At 48.5% G+C, this 21,287-nt stretch carries 19 protein-coding genes; 11 read left to right on the top strand and 8 right to left on the bottom strand.

Going from position 1 to position 21,287, the window contains the following annotated elements; genetic code table 11:
* Positions 1–153: 153 nt before the first annotated feature.
* The 3 genes from ACLHR0_RS27205 to ACLHR0_RS27195 form a co-directional block, all read right to left on the bottom strand.
* Complete coding sequence (locus ACLHR0_RS27205) at positions 154–807, bottom strand: hypothetical protein (RefSeq protein ID WP_436490889.1); 654 nt, start codon at positions 805–807, stop codon at positions 154–156.
* A gap of 186 nt (positions 808–993) precedes the next feature.
* Positions 994–1,995, bottom strand: coding sequence for an NADP-dependent oxidoreductase (locus ACLHR0_RS27200; RefSeq protein ID WP_436490887.1), 1,002 nt, complete (start codon positions 1,993–1,995; stop codon positions 994–996).
* A 14-nt stretch (positions 1,996–2,009) separates the two neighbouring features.
* Positions 2,010–2,777, bottom strand: coding sequence for an SDR family oxidoreductase (locus ACLHR0_RS27195; protein ID WP_436490885.1), 768 nt, complete (start codon positions 2,775–2,777; stop codon positions 2,010–2,012).
* A gap of 165 nt (positions 2,778–2,942) precedes the next feature.
* Between ACLHR0_RS27195 and ACLHR0_RS27190 the strand changes: the two genes are divergently transcribed.
* Positions 2,943–3,350, top strand: a complete 408-nt coding sequence (locus tag ACLHR0_RS27190; RefSeq protein ID WP_370911865.1) for a winged helix-turn-helix transcriptional regulator — start codon at positions 2,943–2,945, stop codon at positions 3,348–3,350.
* A gap of 68 nt (positions 3,351–3,418) precedes the next feature.
* Here the strand turns inward: ACLHR0_RS27190 and ACLHR0_RS27185 are convergent, their stop codons facing one another.
* Positions 3,419–3,772: an ADP-ribosylation/crystallin J1 gene (locus ACLHR0_RS27185; RefSeq protein WP_429046549.1), complete on the bottom strand. Its 354-nt coding sequence runs from the start codon at positions 3,770–3,772 to the stop codon at positions 3,419–3,421.
* Between the two features lie 40 nt (positions 3,773–3,812).
* On the opposite strand from ACLHR0_RS27185, the gene ACLHR0_RS27180 reads away from it, so the two are divergent.
* Positions 3,813–4,751, top strand: a complete 939-nt coding sequence (locus ACLHR0_RS27180) for a helix-turn-helix domain-containing protein (protein WP_436490883.1) — start codon at positions 3,813–3,815, stop codon at positions 4,749–4,751.
* An 81-nt stretch (positions 4,752–4,832) separates the two neighbouring features.
* Positions 4,833–5,552: an SDR family oxidoreductase gene (locus tag ACLHR0_RS27175; protein WP_429046551.1), complete on the top strand. Its 720-nt coding sequence runs from the start codon at positions 4,833–4,835 to the stop codon at positions 5,550–5,552.
* Between the two features lie 5 nt (positions 5,553–5,557).
* Here ACLHR0_RS27175 and ACLHR0_RS27170 read toward each other — a convergent pair whose 3' ends face one another.
* The 3 genes from ACLHR0_RS27170 to ACLHR0_RS27160 are packed head-to-tail and all read right to left on the bottom strand — an operon-like array spanning position 5,558 to position 7,178.
* Positions 5,558–6,148: a TetR/AcrR family transcriptional regulator gene (locus ACLHR0_RS27170; RefSeq protein WP_436490881.1), complete on the bottom strand. Its 591-nt coding sequence runs from the start codon at positions 6,146–6,148 to the stop codon at positions 5,558–5,560.
* Positions 6,149–6,197: 49 nt separating this feature from the next.
* On the bottom strand, positions 6,198–6,905 hold the full coding sequence (gene pepE / locus ACLHR0_RS27165) for a dipeptidase PepE (protein WP_436490879.1): 708 nt from the start codon (positions 6,903–6,905) through the stop codon (positions 6,198–6,200).
* A gap of 33 nt (positions 6,906–6,938) precedes the next feature.
* Entirely contained in the window at positions 6,939–7,178 is a 240-nt protein-coding gene (locus ACLHR0_RS27160) for a hypothetical protein (protein ID WP_436490877.1), read from the bottom strand.
* Between the two features lie 320 nt (positions 7,179–7,498).
* On the opposite strand from ACLHR0_RS27160, the gene ACLHR0_RS27155 reads away from it, so the two are divergent.
* The 8 genes from ACLHR0_RS27155 to ACLHR0_RS27120 all read left to right on the top strand — a co-directional run bounded on the left by ACLHR0_RS27155 (position 7,499) and on the right by ACLHR0_RS27120 (position 18,824).
* Positions 7,499–9,049 (top strand): alpha-N-arabinofuranosidase, encoded by a 1,551-nt coding sequence (locus tag ACLHR0_RS27155; protein ID WP_436490875.1) that lies wholly within the window; start codon positions 7,499–7,501, stop codon positions 9,047–9,049.
* A 114-nt stretch (positions 9,050–9,163) separates the two neighbouring features.
* The gene (locus ACLHR0_RS27150) at positions 9,164–10,837 is read left to right on the top strand and encodes a ribulokinase (RefSeq protein ID WP_429046555.1); all 1,674 of its coding nucleotides are present in this window, start codon (positions 9,164–9,166) and stop codon (positions 10,835–10,837) included.
* A gap of 6 nt (positions 10,838–10,843) precedes the next feature.
* Positions 10,844–11,542, top strand: coding sequence for an L-ribulose-5-phosphate 4-epimerase (locus ACLHR0_RS27145; protein ID WP_370911875.1), 699 nt, complete (start codon positions 10,844–10,846; stop codon positions 11,540–11,542).
* A 10-nt stretch (positions 11,543–11,552) separates the two neighbouring features.
* A complete protein-coding gene (gene araA, locus ACLHR0_RS27140; protein WP_370911876.1) occupies positions 11,553–13,031 on the top strand; it encodes an L-arabinose isomerase in 1,479 nt (492 codons plus the stop codon).
* A gap of 92 nt (positions 13,032–13,123) precedes the next feature.
* A complete protein-coding gene (locus ACLHR0_RS27135) occupies positions 13,124–14,806 on the top strand; it encodes a sodium:solute symporter family transporter (protein WP_429046558.1) in 1,683 nt (560 codons plus the stop codon).
* Between the two features lie 201 nt (positions 14,807–15,007).
* Positions 15,008–15,727: an NUDIX hydrolase gene (locus tag ACLHR0_RS27130; protein ID WP_370911878.1), complete on the top strand. Its 720-nt coding sequence runs from the start codon at positions 15,008–15,010 to the stop codon at positions 15,725–15,727.
* Between the two features lie 13 nt (positions 15,728–15,740).
* A complete protein-coding gene (locus ACLHR0_RS27125; protein ID WP_436490871.1) occupies positions 15,741–17,789 on the top strand; it encodes an alpha-L-arabinofuranosidase C-terminal domain-containing protein in 2,049 nt (682 codons plus the stop codon).
* Between the two features lie 72 nt (positions 17,790–17,861).
* A complete protein-coding gene (locus tag ACLHR0_RS27120; protein ID WP_429060615.1) occupies positions 17,862–18,824 on the top strand; it encodes a family 43 glycosylhydrolase in 963 nt (320 codons plus the stop codon).
* Between the two features lie 28 nt (positions 18,825–18,852).
* On the opposite strand, the gene ACLHR0_RS27115 is transcribed toward ACLHR0_RS27120, so the two are convergent.
* Positions 18,853–21,222 (bottom strand): beta-L-arabinofuranosidase domain-containing protein, encoded by a 2,370-nt coding sequence (locus tag ACLHR0_RS27115; RefSeq protein WP_436490869.1) that lies wholly within the window; start codon positions 21,220–21,222, stop codon positions 18,853–18,855.
* Positions 21,223–21,287 lie beyond the last annotated feature (65 nt).

The raw sequence follows: 21,287 nt of genomic DNA, 5'->3' as shown, positions 1-21,287 counted from the left end.
AGCTTGCTAAAGCAAGCTGACATTAACTATTTATTCTCTTAAAAAACACCTGATCATCATAATGATTATTAGGCCATCTTTTGGCTAAAACAAAGAAGCTGTCTCAATTAATTATGAGACAGCTTCTCTTTGTTTCCAGGCAATTTTTTTCAATTAAAGCGCTTCTTTCAATACCGGCACACTTGTTCCGTTAAAAGCCAGCACGGCAAATTTGCCGTCATTCGCCGTTGTTACCGCCGCAATAGGAGCCGTGGCAAACTGTTTCTGATATACCTGTTCCCCTTCCGTAAAGCCGGTTGGCAGCGGTACCGCTGCGGAATTGGTATTTGCAAATTGCACGCTGAACAGGCGGTCTATTTCCCGCTTATATGATGCCGCCTCCGGTTCCTGATCGATATTAAATATTTTATGGGCAATTGCATCAATAAATGCAAGGTCATGGCGTTTGTTGCCCGTAGTATAAATGCAATAGTAAATGCCGTTGGAATCGTTGCCATATATTTTCTTTGCTACGCATACCGGTACGGAAGCAATATTATTTATCACCTGTTGCTTTGCACTTTTTTGTATGAGGGCAATGGCTACGATGGAAAGTAATACCAGCGCACCACAAACCATTGTATAGGTGGAATAACTGTTATCGGTTTTAGAAAGGTCGTAGAAAAAATAAAGCGCAAATGCACTAAAAATCAGCACCACCACGGGAAGGAATACTATTTTATGCTGTCCCCAGCTGCCTGCTGCTGCGTAATTTTTTTTCACTGCCGGATCCTGTTCAAGATCGCGTAACATTTGGGCGGTTATCATAATTGAATCATTTACATGGGTTAGAAGCTGGTATTCCAATGTACATCAGAGATGTTGTTACCTTTTTGCATTGGCTAACATTCGCTCAAATATAACAGTAGCGGGTTACAAAAACAATGGTCGGGACGAACTGGATAAATTCATGAGGATAGCAACCCGATTGCCGCTAACATTATAAGTGTAATTTTATTTAACCTTGATGACAACCTTGCCTTTTGCGCGCCCGCTTTCAACATAGGCCAGGGCTTCTGCTGTTTTCTCAAATGGAAATACCTTGTCGATAACAGGGCTAATAACACCTGCGTCAATAAGTGCAGCGATCTTGCCTAACTGGTTACCTTCCGCCCGCATAAAAAGAAAAGAATAATTGACGTGCCGGCGTTTGGCTTTGCCGCGTACGCCAAAGCTGAGCAGCCCCATGACTATTTTCAGCGGCCAGCCCAATCGGAATTCTTTTGCAAAAGCAGGGTCGGGGGGGCCGGATATGGAGATGAGCTTTCCGCCCGGCTTTAGCACCCTGAGAGATTTTTCGAGTGTTTTTGCATCCTGGCTGTTCAGTACTACGTCATAATCCTGCAGGATGGTTTCAAAATCTTCCTTTTTATAATCAATCACCACATCTGCGCCAAGCGCTTTTACCCATTCAACATTTGAGGTGCCGGTTGTAGTGGCTACAGTAGCGCCGAGGTGTTTGGCCAATTGAATGGCAATGGTGCCTACGCCACCGGAGCCCGCCTGGATGAAAACTTTTTGTCCTTTTTTCAAGCCGGCTTTCTCAACAAGCGCCTGCCAGGCTGTTAGCGCCACCAGGGGGACAGATGCCGCTTCTTCCATGGTTAGTTTTTGGGGTTTGAGCGATACATCGGCTTCATTGATGGCAATCATCTCCGCGAAAGTACCAATATGATGATCTGCCGGTCGGGCGTACACTTCATCGCCTACCTTGAAGCGGCTCACTTTAGCGCCGGTTTTTGTGATCACACCTGCTACATCGTGTCCCAAAGTAAGGGGCATTTTGTAGGGGAGAATGAGTTTGAACTCACCATTCTTGATTTTTGAATCCAATAAGTTTACACTGGCAGCATGTACCTGCACCAATACTTCATGTTCCTTTATGATGGGCTCCGCGATTTCACGCAGCTGCAAATTTTCTTTCCTGCCGTAGCGATTTATAATAAATGCTTTCATGTGCGAAGTTTGTGCTATGCTGTTAGAGACTGATACGTCTTTTTAGAATTAATTAAGCCAAAAGCTATTTTCGGGAAAAGCCGGTTGAGTATATAGATCAATTTTGTATCACCCACGCGGATAGTATATTGGTTCTTTTTGAGTCCGGCTATCAGTCCTTTTACCAGTTCTTCTGTGGTCATTTTCTTATCGTTCCGGGCCGCAGTCATTTCTGTTGCTACCAGTGGTGGCAGCAGTTCAAATACCTTCACCCGGCTGTTTAAAATGCGCAGATGTTCCCTGAGCGATCGGGTGTAAAAAGCCAAAGCCGTTTTAGAAGCGGAGTAAGTAGCTTCGATCAATGATGGTACATAACTAAGTATGGAGGTGGTGTTGATAATGGCTGCTTCCTTTCTTGACTTCAACATATCCATGAACAGATTGTTCAACCGGATTACTCCCACGTAGTTCACATTCATTTCGTAGGCTGCTCCTTCCCAGTGCTGATCATTGGTAAGCCCCAGATTTAATGGCGGCACGCCAACACCTGCATTATTGTACAGTATATCTATACCGCCAAGATCTTTTATCCGGCTGAATAGCGCAGCTGCGTCACCAGCATTGGCCACGTCGCTGTTGATGGTAATCAGCGCCGGATGTGTTTTTTGGGCAATGTCCAGTTTCTCCTGGTTTCTGCCGGTAATAATGACCTTTGCGCCATTGGCCAGGAATTGCCTGGCTGCTTCCAGGCCGATGCCAGACGCGCCGCCGGTTATCAATACCGTTTTTCCTGCTATGATCATGAGCTTAATTTTTTAGTGTATACCATTTTCGTGAAGCTTGCGGGATTAAACCCTGTCGCTAAAATTGTTTGTTTCATTTTAGGTTGTTTTGTACCTTTACTTGCATTTTGCAAGTGTAAAGATAGTATTTACTTGCAAAATGCAAGTGTTTTTTAAAATATTTTTATGGCTAAAGCAAAAAAAAGGTCGGATTGCCCGGTGAGTTGTTCCCTGGATGTATGGGGGGATAAGTGGTCGCTGTTGATTGTCAGGGATTTATTGATTGCAAAAGAGTGCTCTTACGGCGACTTTTTAAAATCGGCAGAAGGGATTGCGACTAATATTTTAGCCGCCAGGCTGGTGGCGCTGGAGGAGAATAAGATCATTGAAAAATTGGCGCACCCGGATAGTAAAGTCAAAGGGTTGTACAGGTTAACCCGTAAAGGAATTGATTTGCTGCCCGTAATGATTGAAATAAATCTATGGGCGGAAAAGTATTATGCTATACCGGAAGACAGGAAAGCGCAGTTGAAAGAAGTGAAAAAGGATAAGGCCGGATTTATTAAAGCGATGACAAAAAAGTTGGAGAGTTGAGGGGATGAAGTTTTCTTTTTCAAAAAATATTTGCGGTTTCACAAATGGGGCGAGGTAAACGTTGACTTTCATTGTGTGTCCTTATAATACCGCTGCGTCACCTCAATCGTTCCCACAATATTATCATTAAACTCCTCCAACTCTTCCGCCGGTACCCATAACTCGTTATGTATTTCCCCGCCTACATTTTCAACGTTATATCTTTTCAGGAAATCGCTGCTCAAAGAAAATTTGGTAACGAAGCCGGATCCATATGCCGGAACATTCCATTCCACTGATATCTGGATGGCATACGCTTCATTCATGACCGGGTAAAAAATAGGTTGATCCGGTCTCCTGGGTGGGAACCGTTTCCAGCCGGATTGCTCAATCAAAACAAGTTCATCTGGTCCTACAGGGCGATAAAGGGTGGTTAACTCCATTGGTAATATTTATCTACTTTTAAAGAACGAATATAGGCAAATGGCAATGAAAACCAAGCTCAACAAACCGGAAATACCGCAATACGTATTAAACGATTTCCGTCACCTTCACCGGGAGGAGGCAGATACTTCCAGCTTTGGCTATAGTAACCTGGCGCCGGAGAAAAAGATTGCCGGCCTGGAAATCTATTCCAGTGAAGGATTGCGGCCGGCGGTTGGACCTTTAAAATCAGATTTCTACCGGATCAGTATTACGCTCAGGGGCAGCGTGGATGTACAGCTGGGACTGGAACAATTTAAACACCGCCCCGGTACTTTGAGCTTTACTTTTCCGGGACAGGTGTTTAGTAAAAGCAATATCAGCGCAGATACTTTCGGCTATTATATTTTGTTTAATGCAGATTTTCTGCAGGAAATTATCCCGGCAGATAAGGTTTCGGAGGAGTTTCCGTTCTTCGATTATGCAGGCGTGCCCTTTATACAATTAGCGGAAACGGAGATCACAGCCGTAGCGGATTTTTGTGCTAAGATCAATGAAGAGCTGCAGCATCACCGGCCGGGATGCGGGAAGGCCATCCGTATGTATCTTTATTTATTACTGCTGGAAGTAAAAAGAAGTTATGTAGCACAGCAGCTCCATTTAACGGCTACGGATACACGAACTACTTACCTGGTGCCCCGGTTTAAGAAACTGGTCAGCCAGCATTTTCTTTCAAAAAAAAGGGTAGCAGATTATGCCGCTTTGCTAGGCGTAACGCCTAATCATCTTAACCGTACCGTAAAAGATGTAACGGGCCGCACGGCCTCAGATGCTATTGCAGATATGCTGGTACAGGAAGCAAAGGCGGTATTACGGTATACTGATACATCGGTGGCCGAAATCTCTTACCAGCTTAATTTCAGTGATCCCGCGGGATTTAACCGCTTCTTCCGGGAGCAGACCGGGCAAACGCCGCTGGCATTCCGTAAAAATGCATGATCCGGTTAATACGATGCATGATTCCGGTAACAAGGACCAGTGTTTTATATCTCAACTTTGTGGGTATAAAACAGCAACAATATGTCAGGTACATTTGAAAGTAAAAAAGTAATTATTGCCGGTGGCTCTTCAGGTATAGGTTTAGCTACTGCTGCAATGCTGGTCAAAGAAAAAGCGAATGTAACAGTTACGGGCCGTTCAGCAGCCAAGCTTGCAGCGGCGGCAGAAGAGAACCCCGGTATCCAGGCCGTGGCGCTGGACAGCAACAACCGGGATGAGCTGGATGAATTTTTCCGGACACAAGGAAATTTTGATCACCTGGTAATTGCGCTGAGTGGGGCCAAAGGTGCAGGTGCGTTTGCAGAGCTGTCGCTGCAAGACCTGCGGGATGGCTTCGAAGGCAAATTCTGGCCGCAGCTGAATACCCTGCAGGCGGCGTTGCCTTATGTGAATAAAGGCGGCAGCATTACATTGATCACCGCTATTTCGGCAGTCAGCAAGGCGCCGGGCGTATCCGGACTGGCGGCTATCAATGGCGCCCTGGAGCTGATGATTCCTTCTATAGCGAAAGAAATACAACCCTTACGCATAAACGCTGTTTCACCAGGCGTGGTAAATACCGCCTGGTGGGACTTCCTGCCGGCAGATACCAAAGCGGATACCTTTCAGCAGTATGCGTCACAGCTGCCCGTTGGCAGGGTAGGAGAACCCGGAGAGGTAGCGGATACGATTCTTTTCCTGATGCGTAATGGTAATATAACGGGAACGGTGATACGTTGCGATGGTGGCTTGAGCTTATAATTTCCTTACACCCGCAGTGCCCTCATGGTCCGCTGAAAGGTTAGCTGCAGCAGTTCATCACTCAGGAAAAAGGGAACGCCGGACATCGTGGAGTTATCGAGATGGAATTTAACAAGGGTATAGAATGGGCCGTAGGCAATGGCCCAGAACACTTCCGGCGGAAGGTCCACTATTTCGCCTCTCTCTGTCGCATTAGCTACAAACCGCCGCATGGCGTTTTTGAAAACAATTTCCGGTGCGTCATCCTGTCTTTTGATTAGCGGGGAGTTACGGAACTGTTCTGAGAAATGGTAATGCAGCGGGTTGCGTAGTACAAATTCATACCTGTTTTTCCATTGCAGCCATAAACCCGATTCAAAGTTCATATCCGGGTCAAATCCCCTCATGCTATGCTGTACAAAAGTGGCCACTACTGCCGTATATAACTGGTTCAGCAGGTCCTCGCGGTTGCGGAAATAGATATAGATGGTAGATACCGAAATCCTGGCTGCCCTGGCAAGTTTATGCATGCTCAGGCCATCAAAGCCTTCATGAACAATCATTTCTATGGCTCTTTCCCGGATGATCCACTCTTTATTTTCGTCTTTTGCACGCATGAGGCAAAGATAAAAGAATGGTTGTTCTTTTAAAGGGTCATCCTGATTTTTATTTCAGATGGACGAGAGAGCTGCCTGCGGGCAGTTCATAAGGATCTTTGCCAGCTTCAAAGATCCTGGCGCTCAGCGTGCCTTTAAGGGTTAAAGTATCGCCATGGGCGTAGATCCAGCTGCCTTCCCTCAGCCCCAGTACCGGCGTGGTATTTTGGGTATGATATTCTTTGATGCGTGTTTCCCGGGTTTCGCCCATATGCTGGGAGCCGGGCAGTGGGTCCAGGTAGTGCGGGTTAAGGTTGAAAGGGATCAGTCCCATTGTTTCAAAACTGGGTGGGTACACAATGGGCATGTCGTTGGTATTTTGCATGGTTACGCCCCCGATGTTGCTGCCGGCGCTGCATCCCAGGTAAGGAGCGCCGTTGTTCACTGCATCGCGGAGTACCTGCATCATTCCCTGTTCATGTAATTGCTTCACCAGCAGGAAGGTGTTGCCGCCCCCGGTAAAGAAACCCTTCGCATTTTTGATGGCTGCAGCGGGATCCTCAAAGGTGTGGAGCCCGCGCACGCGGATACCGGGTTCTTCAAAGGCCGCCGCCGCCCTGCTGGTGTAATCGTCGTGGGAAATGCCACCCGGACGGGCAAACGGAATAAACACAATTTCTTCTACACCTGCATACAACGCTTTTATCGCCGGTTGCAGATAAGCCAGGTAATTTTCCCCAAACAACGTGGAGGTACTCGCCAGTATAAAATGCCTCATAGTTAAAAAATTAAGCAAAGGTAATTCTTCCGGCTAAATTCTCCTGGGTACCTTGTTGGTGGCTGCAGGTGTACGTGTCACCGCACCGGCGGGTGCAACCGTACTGTCTTCTTCAATGTCCACCGGCAGGGAATCCGCCGGCATTATCATATGTTGTTCTGTTGGCAGGGCAACAGTATCTGCCGTTACCTTTTTTTCGGGAGATGGAGCAGGCACACAGCCCGCAAATAATAACAAACAAAGGGACAACTGTTCCAGGTTGGTGAATGGCATAAGAATGGTTTGTACAGTATTTTACGCAAATATCGAAATTCCGCTGTGAATTGAAAAGCTGCTGCGGTAAATTAATAGCCCGAATATAACAGCCGGCAAAAACCACCCATTTCGCTGCCATGCCCGTGGTAAATCCGCACTATCCTGATGATTTCTATCTTTCCTGAAAAAAATATTTACTGGAAATAAGCCATAGAATGGCCTCCTGCTGCCTTTAAATGTTTTTTTTACTGTTTTAATTGTAAATGTGACAATTATTTTGTTCTTTTGAATTGTCGCAGCAAAACAGTGCTGCCGGTCCTGATTTTTAAAACCTCGTTATGAAAAAACAATATCGTTATATCCGTACTGGTATCCTGGGCCTTTTGCTTTCCACGCAAGCAACGCAGGCACAAAATACAGTTACCTTTCGTCCGGATGCGCCAACTCAAACTATCAACCGCAATATCTATGGTCATTTCGCAGAGCACCTGGGAAATTGTATCTACGGCGGGTTTTATGTGGGAGACAGTTCCCACATCCCCAATACCAACGGGGTACGTAAAGATGTGATTGCCGCATTGCGTAAAATGAAAATTCCCAATCTACGCTGGCCGGGTGGCTGCTTCGCAGATACCTACCATTGGAAAGACGGGATAGGTCCGAAAGATAAACGGCCCACTATCGTAAATACCTGGTGGGGAAACGTAACGGAAGATAACAGTTTTGGTACGCACGACTTCCTCAACATGTGCGAGGAACTAGGTGCAGAACCTTACCTGTCCGGCAACGTGGGCAGCGGTACCGCACAGGAGCTGTCTGATTGGGTACAGTATACCAACTTCGCAGGTAAAAGTCCCATGTCTGACCTTCGTCAGCAAAACGGCCGTAAAGAGCCCTGGAAGGTACGTTACTGGGGAGTAGGTAATGAAGCCTGGGGTTGCGGCGGTAATATGCGGCCGGAATACTACGCCGACCTTTACCGCAAGTTTGCCACCTTCATGCAAAGCGACTGGAAAAACGCGCCTCTCTTCCGTATTGCATCCGGCGCCAGTGATGGCGATTACAACTGGACAGAAGTGCTCATGAAAAACATCCCCGCGGGTTTACTCGATGGTGTTGCCCTTCATCATTACTCTTCCGTGGATTGGAACAATAAAGGAGATGCGGTTGATTTCACAGAGAAACAGTATTTCGCTACCATGAAATCAGCCCTGCTGATGGATACGCTGATCAGCAAACATACCGCGATCATGGATAAATATGATCCGAAGAAAAAGATAGCGCTGCTGGTAGACGAATGGGGCGGATGGTATAACGTAGAAGGGGGAACGAATCCTGGCTTCCTCTTCCAGCAGAACACCATGCGCGATGCCATGATTGCCGGCGCCACCCTGAACATCTTTAATAACCACTCCGACCGCGTGCGCATGGCCAACCTGGCACAGGCCATCAATGTACTGCAATCCGTTATCCTTACCAAAGGAGATAAGATGGTACTTACACCCACTTACTATGTAATGGAGATGTATAACATCCACCAGGATGCTACTTTAATTCCGGTGGATATTCACTCCAACGACTATACGTTCAATAACGAGAAACTGCCTGCAGTGTCTGCTTCTGCTTCCAAAGATAAAAATGGCATCACGCATATTTCCCTCGTAAATATTGATGCCCATAAAACGCAGGAAGTAACGCTGGATACCCGCAGCCAGGCTTATAAATCTATCAGCGGCCGACTGCTGGCCTCCGCAAAATTGCAGGACTATAACAGTTTTACAAAGCCGGATAATATTAAACCGGTAGACTTTAAAGGCGCCTCGCTGAAAAATAATACTGTCAGCGTAAAGCTGCCTCCTTTCTCAGTAGTAGTGTTGGAGTTAAAGTAACGGATAACGGCGCGGTGGGATATTGGCTGAACTGGAATCCAGCCGGTATCATTTCTACCCGCCGTCATTCGTAATTTTTTACCTTTTTTTATAAGTGTCAATATAACGTTCAATATGAATTCATCCTGGGTAATAGGGGTAGACTACGGTACCGATTCGGTACGTTCTATCATCGTAGATGTGCATAACGGGAATGAAATCGCCTCGGCAGTATTTTATTACCCGCGCTGGAAAGACGGCCTGTACTGCAATGCAGCCCAGAGCCGGTTCCGCCAGCACCCGTTGGATTATGTGGAGGGGCTGGAAACTACCATCCGGCAATGCCTGCAACAGGCCGGCCCCGGAGCTGCCGCTAATATTAAAGCTATATCGGTAGATACCACCGGTTCCACGCCGGTAGCCGTTGATGAAACCGGTACGCCGCTCGCGCTTACACCGGCCTTCCAGGATAACCCAAACGCCATGTTTGTGTTATGGAAGGATCATACCGCCCTGAAGGAAGCAGCGGCGATCAACGCCACTGCCGCTACATTTGAAGAAAATTACCTCCGCTTTGTGGGCGGCATTTATTCATCGGAATGGTTCTGGGCAAAACTGCTGCACATTCTTCGTGCAGACGAAGCCGTTAGAAACGCCACTTACTCCTGGGTGGAACATTGCGACTGGATACCATTCCTGCTTTCCGGTGGGAAACATGTCAGCCAGCTGAAACGCGGCGTTTGCAGCGCAGGACATAAAGCGCTGTTTGCAGCAGAATTCGGCGGCCTTCCGCCGGATGCATTCTTCTCCGCCATTGACCCGTTACTGCAGGGATTCACACAACGGCTCTTTACAAAAACATACACCTCCGGCGAAGCCGCAGGTCATCTTTGCCCCGAATGGGCAGAGCGGCTGGGGCTTCCTACCAGCGTAGTAATAGGCATCGGTGCGTTTGATGCGCACATGGGTGCGGTAGGCGGACAAATAGAGCCCTACCACCTCAGCAAGGTAATGGGCACCTCCACCTGCGATATGCTGGTGGCGCCTATGGACGAAATGAAACATACACTGGTAAAAGGTATCTGCGGGCAGGTACCGGGTTCTGTAATCCCCGGTATGATGGGCATGGAAGCAGGGCAATCGGCCTTTGGTGATGCGTACGCCTGGTTCAGTAACGTACTGGCATGGCCGTTACAGCACCTCCTGCCGTCGTCTTCCCTGATTGATGCAGAAACTGCCGCTAAACTGGCGCAGGAAACTTCCGCCAGGATGATCGTTGAACTGGCAAAACAGGCAGCACAGATCCCGCCGGAAGAACACAGTGAATTGGGTATCGACTGGCTTAACGGCCGCCGTACACCAGACGCGGATCAGTCGCTCAAAGGTACCCTTACCGGCCTGAACCTCGCTACAGACGCACCGCGTATTTTCCGCACCGTAGCGGAATCGACCTGCTTTGGCGCCAAAGCCATTGTAGAAAGATTTGAAAGGGAAGGCGTTCCTGTAAAAGGATTGATAGGCATTGGCGGCGTAGCCAAAAAGTCGGCGTTCATCATGCAGATGATGGCCGATGTGATGAATATGCCGATCCGTATTCACCGCTCCGAACAAACCTGCGCCCTCGGCGCCGCCATGTTTGCCGCCACAGCAGCAGGATTGTTTAACAGGGTGGAAGATGCGATGGAAGCAATGGGACAGGGATTTGAAGTTACCTATCACCCGGATAGCCAACGCGCTGGCATATACGAAAACAGGTACCAGAAGTATAAAGCATTAGGCGCATTTACTGCCGCCATCACCATTGACTAATTTTGTATGCAACAGTATCAACATATCCGGCAGGCAGCATACGAAGCCAATATGCAACTGCCCGCATTGGGACTGGTCCTCTTCACCTTCGGGAATGTAAGTGCAGCAGACCGGCAGCTGGGCGTGTTTGCCATCAAACCCAGTGGTGTTCCCTACCCGGAACTATCTCCCGAAAAAATGGTGATAGTGGACTTCGATGGTAAAACAGTAGACGGGCAATTGCGCCCTTCTTCCGATACCCTCACCCACGCGGTATTATATAAGCACTGGGAACACATTGGCGGTATCGTGCATACCCACTCCACTTATGCTACTGCATGGGCGCAGAGTCAGCGCGATATTCCCATTTATGGCACTACGCACGCCGACCACAACACCGTGGATATTCCCTGCGCCCCGCCCATGTCTGATGAAATGATTGCCGGTGACTATGAATACCAGACCGGCTTCCAGATCATGAATGCACTGACGGAACGAGGACTTAGCTACGAAGATATTGAAATGATCCTGGTAGGAAACCATGCGCCCTTCACCTGGGGCAAAACTCCCGCCAAAGCAGTTTACAACAGCGCCGTACTGGAATCAGTGGCACAAATGGCGTATCTCACGGAGTCGATTAACGGGAATGCACCACGACTGAAAGATGCGCTGATCCGGAAACATTTTGAACGTAAACACGGCCCCAATTCCTATTACGGGCAATAAACCAAGCAACATGATTAATCTGAAGAATTTCGAAATCTGGTTTGTAACCGGCAGTCAGCACCTGTACGGAGAAGAAACATTGAAACAGGTAGCCGCACACAGCCAGGAAATTGCCGCCTCCCTGCACAAGGATACACGCATACCCGTTACGGTGGTTTACAAACCCACTGTAAAAACACCGGACGAAATTTACGCCGTATGTATGGAAGCCAATGCTGCTCCCAACTGTATCGGGGTAATCACCTGGATGCATACTTTCTCCCCGGCTAAAATGTGGATCCGTGGCCTGAAAGCATTATCCAAACCTATCTGCCACCTGCATACTCAATTCAACCGTGATATCCCCTGGAGTGAAATAGATATGGACTTCATGAACCTGAACCAGAGCGCTCATGGCGACCGGGAGTTCGGATTTATGATGAGCCGCATGCGGATGAGCCGCAAGGTGATCACCGGCCACTGGCAGGATCCGGAAGTACTGGAGGAACTGGGCGCCTGGGCAAGGGTAGCCGCCGGTTGGCACGACTGGCAGGGAGCACGCTTTGTTCGCTTCGGCGACAACATGCGCTTCGTGGCGGTAACCGATGGCGATAAAGTAGAAGCAGAATCCAAACTGGGCTTCTCCTGCAACACGCATGGCATTGGTGATCTCGTAAGTGTGATCAATGGCATTTCCGATGGAGCAGTGGCCTCCCTGGTAAAGGAATACGGGGATGCATATACGATATCTGCAGCACTGCTGCAGGACCCTGCGCTGAAAGACGCCGCTCGCATAGAACTCGGACTGAAAGCATTCCTGGAAGACGGGAACTTCAAAGGATTCTCCGATACCTTTGAAGACCTGCATGGCATGATACAACTGCCGGGCATTGCGGTGCAACGCCTGATGAAAGCCGGTTACGGGTTTGCCGGGGAAGGCGACTGGAAAACAGCTGCATTGGTGCGGGCCATGAAAGTAATGGGCAGCGGTTTAAAAGGTGGTAACTCTTTCATGGAGGATTATACCTATCATTTTGATCCGTCTAACCCAATGGTGCTCGGTTCCCATATGCTGGAGATCTGTGAATCCATCGCCAGCGGAAAACCATCCTGTGAGAAGCATCCGCTGGGCATAGGAGGGAAGGCAGACCCGGTAAGACTGGTATTCAATTCCGCGGCGGGACCAGCGATCAACGCTTCACTGGTAGACATGGGCAACCGTTTCCGCCTGCTCGTAAATGAGGTAGAAGCGGTAGAACCGCCACAGGATCTGCCGAAGCTGCCGGTAGCCCGCGTGTTATGGAAACCTTATCCTGATATGAAGAAAGGCTGCACCGCCTGGATACTGGCTGGTGGCGCACATCATACCTGTTACAGCCAAAACCTTACTTCCGTACATATGCAGGACTTTGCAGAAATGGCGGGTATTGAACTGGCATTGATAGGGAAGAACACCGACCTGCGCGAGTTCAAAAATGAACTGCGCTGGAACGATGTATCCTATAAATAATTCCACCTGCCGGCGGAAGGCGCTTAAGCGCCACCGCCGGCTGCTTTATAATTTGCCAACTTCTTAAAGCAAAAGCTAATAAACTGCCCGTTATGCAAAACATCCTTTCCACCGGCGATATACTCGTCTTCATTACTTATTTCATTATTGTTTCCGTATACGGTTACTGGATATACAAACGAAAAAAGAAAACCGAAACGAATACAAAAGACTTCTTCCTCGCGGAAGGAACCCTTACCTGGTGGGCAATCGGGGCATCCCTGATTGCATCAAATATTTCTGCAGAGCAGTTTATCGGCATGAGCGGTGATGGTTATTTTGTAGGTATCGCTGTAGCGGCCTATGAATGGGTAGCCGCAATAGCCCTTATCATCATTGCCGTCTGGTTTATTCCCATCTACCTGAAGAATAAAATTTATACCATGCCGCAGTTCCTGAAAACGCGGTATAATGAAACGGTAGCGTTGATCATGGCTATCTTCTGGTTATTTCTCTATGTGTTCGTTAACCTCACCTCTATTCTATACCTCGGCGCACTGGCCATCAATGGCCTGCTGGGAGGCGAATACCTGCATGTAGTGATGATTGCGCTCTCCATATTTGCCATCATTATCACGCTCGGCGGTATGAAGGTAATCGGTTATACAGATGTGATCCAGGTGGCGGTATTGATTATCGGCGGACTGGCCACCACTTATATGGCCCTCACGCTGGTGAGTGAAAAGTTTGGCCTGGGACACAACGCCCTGGCTGGTTTCAATGCCCTCATGAAGGATGCGCCGGACCACTTTCATATGATCCTGGCAAAACCGGATGCCAACTCTTCGCAGGACTATATCAACAAGTACCTGGTGCTTCCGGGGATCCTGATGTATGCCGCCGGTCAGTGGATCGTGAACCTCAACTACTGGGGTTGCAACCAGTATATCACGCAACGCGCACTGGGAGCCAATCTGCAAACTGCCCGTAACGGTATCCTCTTCGCGGGCTTACTGAAGATCATGATGCCCATCATCGTCATGTTGCCGGGTATTGCGGCATATGTGCTGCAGAAAAACGGACACCTCCCTGGCCTGGCTAGTAAAGATGGCGCTTACGCAGCGATCCTCGGCTTTTTGCCTTCCGGGTTGAAAGGCTTATCCATAGCGGCATTAACTGCTGCTATTGTAGCTTCCCTGGCGGGTAAGGCCAACAGTATCTCTACTATTTTTACCCTGGATATATACCGTAAATATATTAAGAAGGATGCCTCTGAAGCAAAACTGGTATGGACTGGTCGCATCACCGTAGTAGCTGCCATGTTGCTGGGCATCCTCTTTACCTGGAACGATTTGCTGGGTATTGGCGGTGAGGGCGGATTTACCTTTATCCAGAAATATACCGGCTTTATCAGTCCGGGCGTATTTGCCATGTTCCTGTTGGGTATGTTCTGGAAACGCACTACCGGCGCCGCTGCCGTAGCAGGGATTATCACCGGGTTTACGCTGTGTGTGTTCTTTAACCAGTTTGCACCTGCCGTACTTGGACATGAAACAATTTTCTATACAGCCTATCCGAATGGTAAAGGCGGTTACGAAATTCCTTTCCTCATCTGTATGGGACTGGCTTTTATGTTTACCATGATCGTGATGATCGTTATCAGCTTTGCAGGACCAAAAGTAAATCCGAAAGCCTTTGTACTTGATAAGGCTATGTTCAAAATTACCCCGGCAACCACTGTGCTGATCGTAATAACATTGTTGTTATTATCCGCGCTGTACATCCGCTTCTGGTAAGCGAATGTTGTCTTTCTCAGGATTACGCTGATTTTACTGATTAGTTTGATTTTATTCTTTTTGATTTATATGATTTTTTTAGATAAATCTTACCAGAATAAAAGTAAATCAGAAAAAATCAAAAAAAGAAAATCAGTAAAATCAGCGTAATCCTGAGAAAGACAAAATCCGCGTTGTACTTTTACCGCCTAATTTATTGTTATGAAAAGATATTCGCAGCAGACCCGGTTATTATTCGCCGTTGATTGTATCATTTTTGGCTTCGATGGCCAGGAAATGAAACTGCTGCTGATACAAAGGGGTTTTGAGCCCTGTAAGGGGCAATGGAGCCTGGTAGGCGGTTTTATACAGGAGCACGAAAGCGCTGAAGATGCCGCCAGCAGGGTGTTAAAAAATCTCAGCGGACTGGATGGCATTTATATGGAGCAGCTCCATACCTTCAGTTCCCCTTCCCGTGATACGGTAGAACGCACTGTATCGGTGGCTTACACCGCACTGATCGATATTCAGAAATACAAACAGCAGCTGAATGAGGATTTTCACGCGGTATGGTTTCCTATTAACCACCATCCGGACCTCATCTTCGATCATAAAGCGATGGTAGACCTGGCAAAGGAGAAGCTACGTTATAAGGCTGCATTGCACCCGCTGCTGCTTGAACTGCTGCCGGCTAAATTCACCATCCCGCAACTACAACACCTGTACGAATCTGTTTATAACATCTCTTTCGATAAAGGTAATTTCAGCCGCAAGATCCTTTCTACCAAACTGCTGGTAAAGCTCGCGGACAAAGACAAGCTAAGCTCCAAGAAGGGCGCCTTTTATTACAGGATCGACCGGAAAAAGTATAACGCCAATTTCCACGCCTTCCTGAACTTTGTTCCCGATCCGCACATGCTGCAACATAACGACGGGGTATAAACGAAAAGGTAAAGTGGATAAATTATTAGTGCTCACCGGGTTTGAACAATCCGGGGCAAGAAAAAACTGGAATAATTATATGAAACCACAACGTATTATTACGGCATTATCACTGCTCATGGGCGTTTATACCACGCCGTTGGCAGCCCAGCAACCGTTGAATTTTACCGTAAAGGCCGGCGAAATAAAAACGCCGGTATCGCCCAATATGTGGGGTATCTTCTTTGAGGACATTAACCTCAGCGCTGATGGCGGTATTTATGCGGAGCTGGTAAAGAACCGGTCCTTTGAGTTCAGCACGCCGCTTATGGGCTGGAGCGTCCCAAGGAACGCGGTAGCTAGTGGGCAGATAGTGGTCGTTAACCGGCAGGAAGACCACCCATCCAATCCACGCTTTGCCAGGATAACAATGCCGGCTACACGTAGTTTTGAAATAGTGAACGAAGGTTTCCGCGGCATGGGTATTAAGAGTGGGGAACAATACAATTTCTCTTTGTATGCCCGGCAACAGGAAGGCGCTGCGGTAAAGCTCACCGTTACCTTACTCGATGATGCGGGTAAAGAAATAGGCAGCACCACTGTATCACCTGCCGGCAGCAGCTGGCAGCAGTATAAAGCCAGTTTCACCGCTGCTGCCACCGCGTCCAAAGGCAAACTGAAAGTAACTTTCAGCGGCAATGGGGTGATAGATGTTGACATGATCTCCCTGTTCCCGCAACATACCTGGAAGGAGCGGAGCAACGGGCTTCGTACCGATCTCGTACAATTGCTGGCCGACCTGCATCCCGGCTTTCTCCGGTTCCCCGGCGGCTGCATCGTGGAAGGACGCGAGCTGGTAAACCGCTACCAGTGGAAGAAAACAGTAGGCGATGTGAATGACCGTGAACTGATCATCAACCGCTGGAACAACGAATTTCCACATCGCGCCACACCGGATTACTTCCAGTCGTTCGGACTTGGCTTCTTTGAATATTTTCAGTTGTCGGAAGACATAGGCGCGTCGCCTTTACCGATCCTCAACTGCGGCATGGCCTGTCAGTTTAACAGCGGAGAAGTGGTAGCCGTGAATGAACTGGACCCTTACATCCAGGACGCACTGGACCTGATTGAATTTGCCAATGGCGACGTAACTTCCAAATGGGGCGCGCTGCGCGCAAAAATGGGGCACCCGGCGCCGTTTAACCTGAAAATGATGGGCGTAGGCAATGAGCAGTGGGGACCGCAATACGTAGAACGTTACGCTATTTTTTCAAAAGCCATCAAAAGTAAATACCCGGATATCAAGCTGATAAACAGTCTTGGCCCGGGCCCTGACGGCGATAGATTTACTTTCCTCAACGACACGCTGCGTAAACTGAATGCAGATATCCTCGACGAGCACTATTACAGCTCTCCCGAATGGTTCCTCAGCAACGCAGCACGCTATGATTCCTACGACCGTAAAGGGCCTAAGATCTTTGCCGGTGAATATGCTGCACACAGCAAAGGAGTAGGCAACGGTGATAATAAAAACAACTGGCAGTCGGCATTGGCAGAAGCCGCCTTCATGACCGGACTGGAACGCAACACCGACGTAGTGGTAATGGCTTCCTATGCGCCGCTGCTGGCACATGTGGATGGATGGCAGTGGACGCCCGACCTTATCTGGTTTGATAACCTGCGTTCCTATGGTACCCCTAACTACTATGTGCAAAAACTGTATGCCAATAACAAAGGCACTGCAGTGGTACCCATGCTGAAAGGTAACCAGGTAATCAGCGGACAGGATAGCGTATATGCATCCACGGTAGTAGATGACGCCACGGGTGAATTGGTCATCAAACTGGTGAACACGTCCGCTACCGTTAAGCCGGTAGCAGTGGCAGTGCAGGGTGTAAAAAGCATTGCTGCCAACGGGAAGTTAACTACGCTTCGTAGCAATGATCTTCAGGGTCTTAATTCGCTGGACCGTCCCACCGGCATCTCCCCGGAAGAAAAAGATATAAACATCAAAGGAAAAACGATCCGTACGGATATTGCACCCTGGTCCTTTTACGTGATCCGCGCGAAGATAAATAAATAGCCATCTGGCAAGTATATACGGCGGCAGGAAAGTTTTTTCTGCCGCCTTTTTTTTGTTATAAAAAGAATGATCATGAAACGGGGATTAATTTGGATACTACTTTTTTACGCATGGCATAGCCAGGCGCAGTTTGTTCATGATCCGGTAATGATCCGCCAGGATAGTACCTGGTATTTGTTTTGTACGGGAAACGGGATTACGGTGTATTCATCTCCCGATATGAAAAACTGGAACCGGCAACCACCAGTATTTACTGCGCCACCAGCCTGGACAAAGGCTGCTGTGCCAGGCTTTAAAGGGCATACATGGGCGCCGGATATCAGTTACTACAACGGATGGTATTATTTGTATTATGCAGTTTCCGCGTTTGGGAAAAATACTTCCGCCATTGGTGTGGCGGTTAACAAAACACTGGATCCGCAATCGCCCGGTTTTCAATGGATTGATAAAGGCATGGTGATACAATCTGTTCCCGGCAGGGATAACTGGAATGCCATTGATCCCAATTTTATTACGGACAGCCTGGGTACGGCATGGCTGAGTTTCGGCTCTTTCTGGGGTGGCATCAAAATGTTTAAACTGGATAGTACGGCTACACGCCCGGCTGTGCCACAGGTGTGGTACACGTTGGCCGCGCGTCACCGCGATGAAGGGATAGCAGATGCTTTACCTGGCAATGCGGCTATAGAAGCGCCTTTTATTTATAAGAAAGCGCATTACTATTATCTATTTGTGTCGTTCGATTATTGTTGCCGCGGCGAAAAGAGTACCTACAAAATGATGGTGGGCAGATCTGCACAATTACTGGGACCTTATACTGATAAAGAAAACCGGCGAATGACCGATGGCGGCGGCTCGCTGCTATTAGCGGGAGATGCCCGCTGGCATGGCGTTGGGCATAATGCCGTAGTGGCATTTAATGGAAATGATTATCTCGTTTTTCATGGTTATGATGCCGGCGACGGGGGAAAACCAACATTGAGAGTGGAGCTATTGCAATGGGAAAACGGGTGGCCGGTAGTAAAACAGCGTTAGCGGATCCACTCCGCTAACGCCTGTTCTTTTATTCTTTCACCATTCTGCAGCCATACAGTGGGCCTGCGCTGTTATTGGCTTTTGGTACGAAACGGATATTCACGCTTTGCTTTCCTTTTGTAAGATGTTCAGGGATGGGATAAGAGATAGGATAGAACCTGCTCTCCTTGAATTTGTTGATATCTTCAGTGGCAATAGTAGTGCCGTCTACGATGATATCAAATGTACGGCCCCGGTTATCCATGCCCCAATAAGTACATTGCAGCGAATGACGGGAGTTGGGATCTACTTTCATATTAAAGGAGAAATATCCTCCGGGCCAGGCAATGCGCCATTTGCGTCCATGTTCTTCTTCGGTGCTGGTTTTCTCGCCGGTGAATTCATGATCACGTTCCGGTTGCATTTCACCCGGGCGAAGAATGTCGGTAGTACGCGCATCCAGCTCCTGCTGCGCTTTTTTAGCCGCTGCATATTTCCCCTGCTGTTCCTGCCAGCTTTGCGGCGTAAACACATCCCAGTATACGGTGTAATACTCATTACGGGTTTGGTAAAAGGGCGTAAGTGTAACGTCCATTGGCTTTGCGGTGCCGGCAGTGCGGAACACCAGTGTGCCGGGGTCGTTGCTACGATTGATCCAGGTGCTGGGTTGCCCGTTAGGCGCTACCAGTACCGGAACGCCGCTTACCGGATCGGGTTCTTTCTCCCCGAGTATACCGGATAATAACACCGGGCCATAAAACAATGCCTGCCTGTTAGGATTGTCGGGAAGCGCCTCTGTATACACATCGGCTGGCAGGGTAAGCGTTACCTGGTCGCTGTTTTTCCAGCTCCGGGTAACCACGAAGTATCCGCTTTCATCTGTTTGCAGGGATTGCTCCGTACCATTTACTTTCAGTGTAATACCTGGTCGCGCCCATGCCGGTTTACGGATGCGAAGGGTAAATGACGTTGTTTTCTTAGTGCTAACGGTGAGGGTTATACGATTATTTGCCGGGAGGTTATTTTCCTGCTTTACTGTAATACCTTTGTCTTTCCATTCAAGTACGGAAGGAATAAACAAGTTCACAAACAGGCTGCCATCGGCGCCGCGGTAATAAATGCTTTCACCGTATTTCACATGATTCTCCATTCCGGAGCCTACGCAGCAGGTAAAGGTTTCAAACTCATCGCTGTATTCTTTGTGGCCGCCCATGCGGAGGGGAATGAAGTAGCACATCATACCGGTTTCGTGATGCTGCGATGCCAGGATATGATTGTATAATGCTTTTTCGTAGTAGTCCATGAAACGCGCCTGTGGCTCCAATGCAAACAAGTGCCTGGTGAGCTTGAGCATGTTATAGGTGTTACATGTTTCGGTGGTATTGTCTGTGAGCGATTCATTGAGCTGTCTTGCTGGTCCGAAGTACTCATAGTTGCTGTTACCGCCATTGGCATAGGAGTGATCCCTGGTTACCACTTCCCAGAAATACCTGGCAATGGCGGCATCTTTGGGATCTTTGTTCAGCTCATACCTGCGGATGCTGGCAATGGCTTTAGGGATCTGGGTATTGGAGTGCTTGCCTGGTAATATATCTTTCCCGATAGCCAGTGAATCAAGGATACGTTTATCATAAAAGCGATAGGAGAGGTCCAGGTATTTTTTATCGCCGCTCAGGGCGTAGGTATTCACCAGTGTTTCCGCCATCCCGCCGTATTCGCAGATCAGCATTTTCTGCATCTGTTCTTCCGACAGGTTTTTGATGACGTCACCGGTCCAGTCGGCGATACCTTTGTTTACCTTCAATGCTTCCGCGTTATTACAGTAGAGCCATGCATCCAGTAACCCTGCCATAATTTTGTGTACGGTGTACCAGGGCGACCAGCCACCGTTAAGATCGAAGCCCCTGGAGCGGATATCGCCGGCAGCGACTTCAGACCAGAGCTTATTATCGTTGGGGAAGGCCCCGATATAGCCATTGCGGCGGTTTTGCTGGCACAGTGCCAGCTCGCTTACCAGGTAGGCCACCCGGTTAAGATAGGCGGTATCTTTGGTGGCGGCGTATTGCATGGCGCAGGCCGACAAGTAATGACCCATGGTGTGGCCTGCCAGCCCGCCGGTTTCCCAGCCGCCATATTGCTTCCCTTTTGCGGGCAATCCCGCATTGGTGCGGAAAGCCGACAGCAGGCGATCGGGATCTATTTTTAAAAGGTATCGCGCATCCGCCTGCATAGCCGTTTTAAAGGGGCCGTCCAGGAGGGTGACGTCCGTTATCGGGAACGGGTATGCTTTTATAGTGGCTGTAGGCAACACTTTCATCTTGCTTTCTTTCCACCCTGGTACATAAGATTGGGCACAGGCGCTATAGTACAGCGGAACGCTGCCGGCCAGCAACAATCCCGTAAGGAGCAGTCTTTTCATTTCATCAGAATTTAACAGGCTAAAGCTAGTTCGCCCGGTGTATACTTACTTTCCAATTATTGACA

Origin of the sequence: Chitinophaga sp. ARDCPP14 (assembly GCF_051362515.1) — a bacterium.
Classification (GTDB): domain Bacteria; phylum Bacteroidota; class Bacteroidia; order Chitinophagales; family Chitinophagaceae; genus Chitinophaga.
Note: the sequence above shows the minus strand (reverse complement) of the source record. Positions and strands in the feature narration are given on the sequence as shown.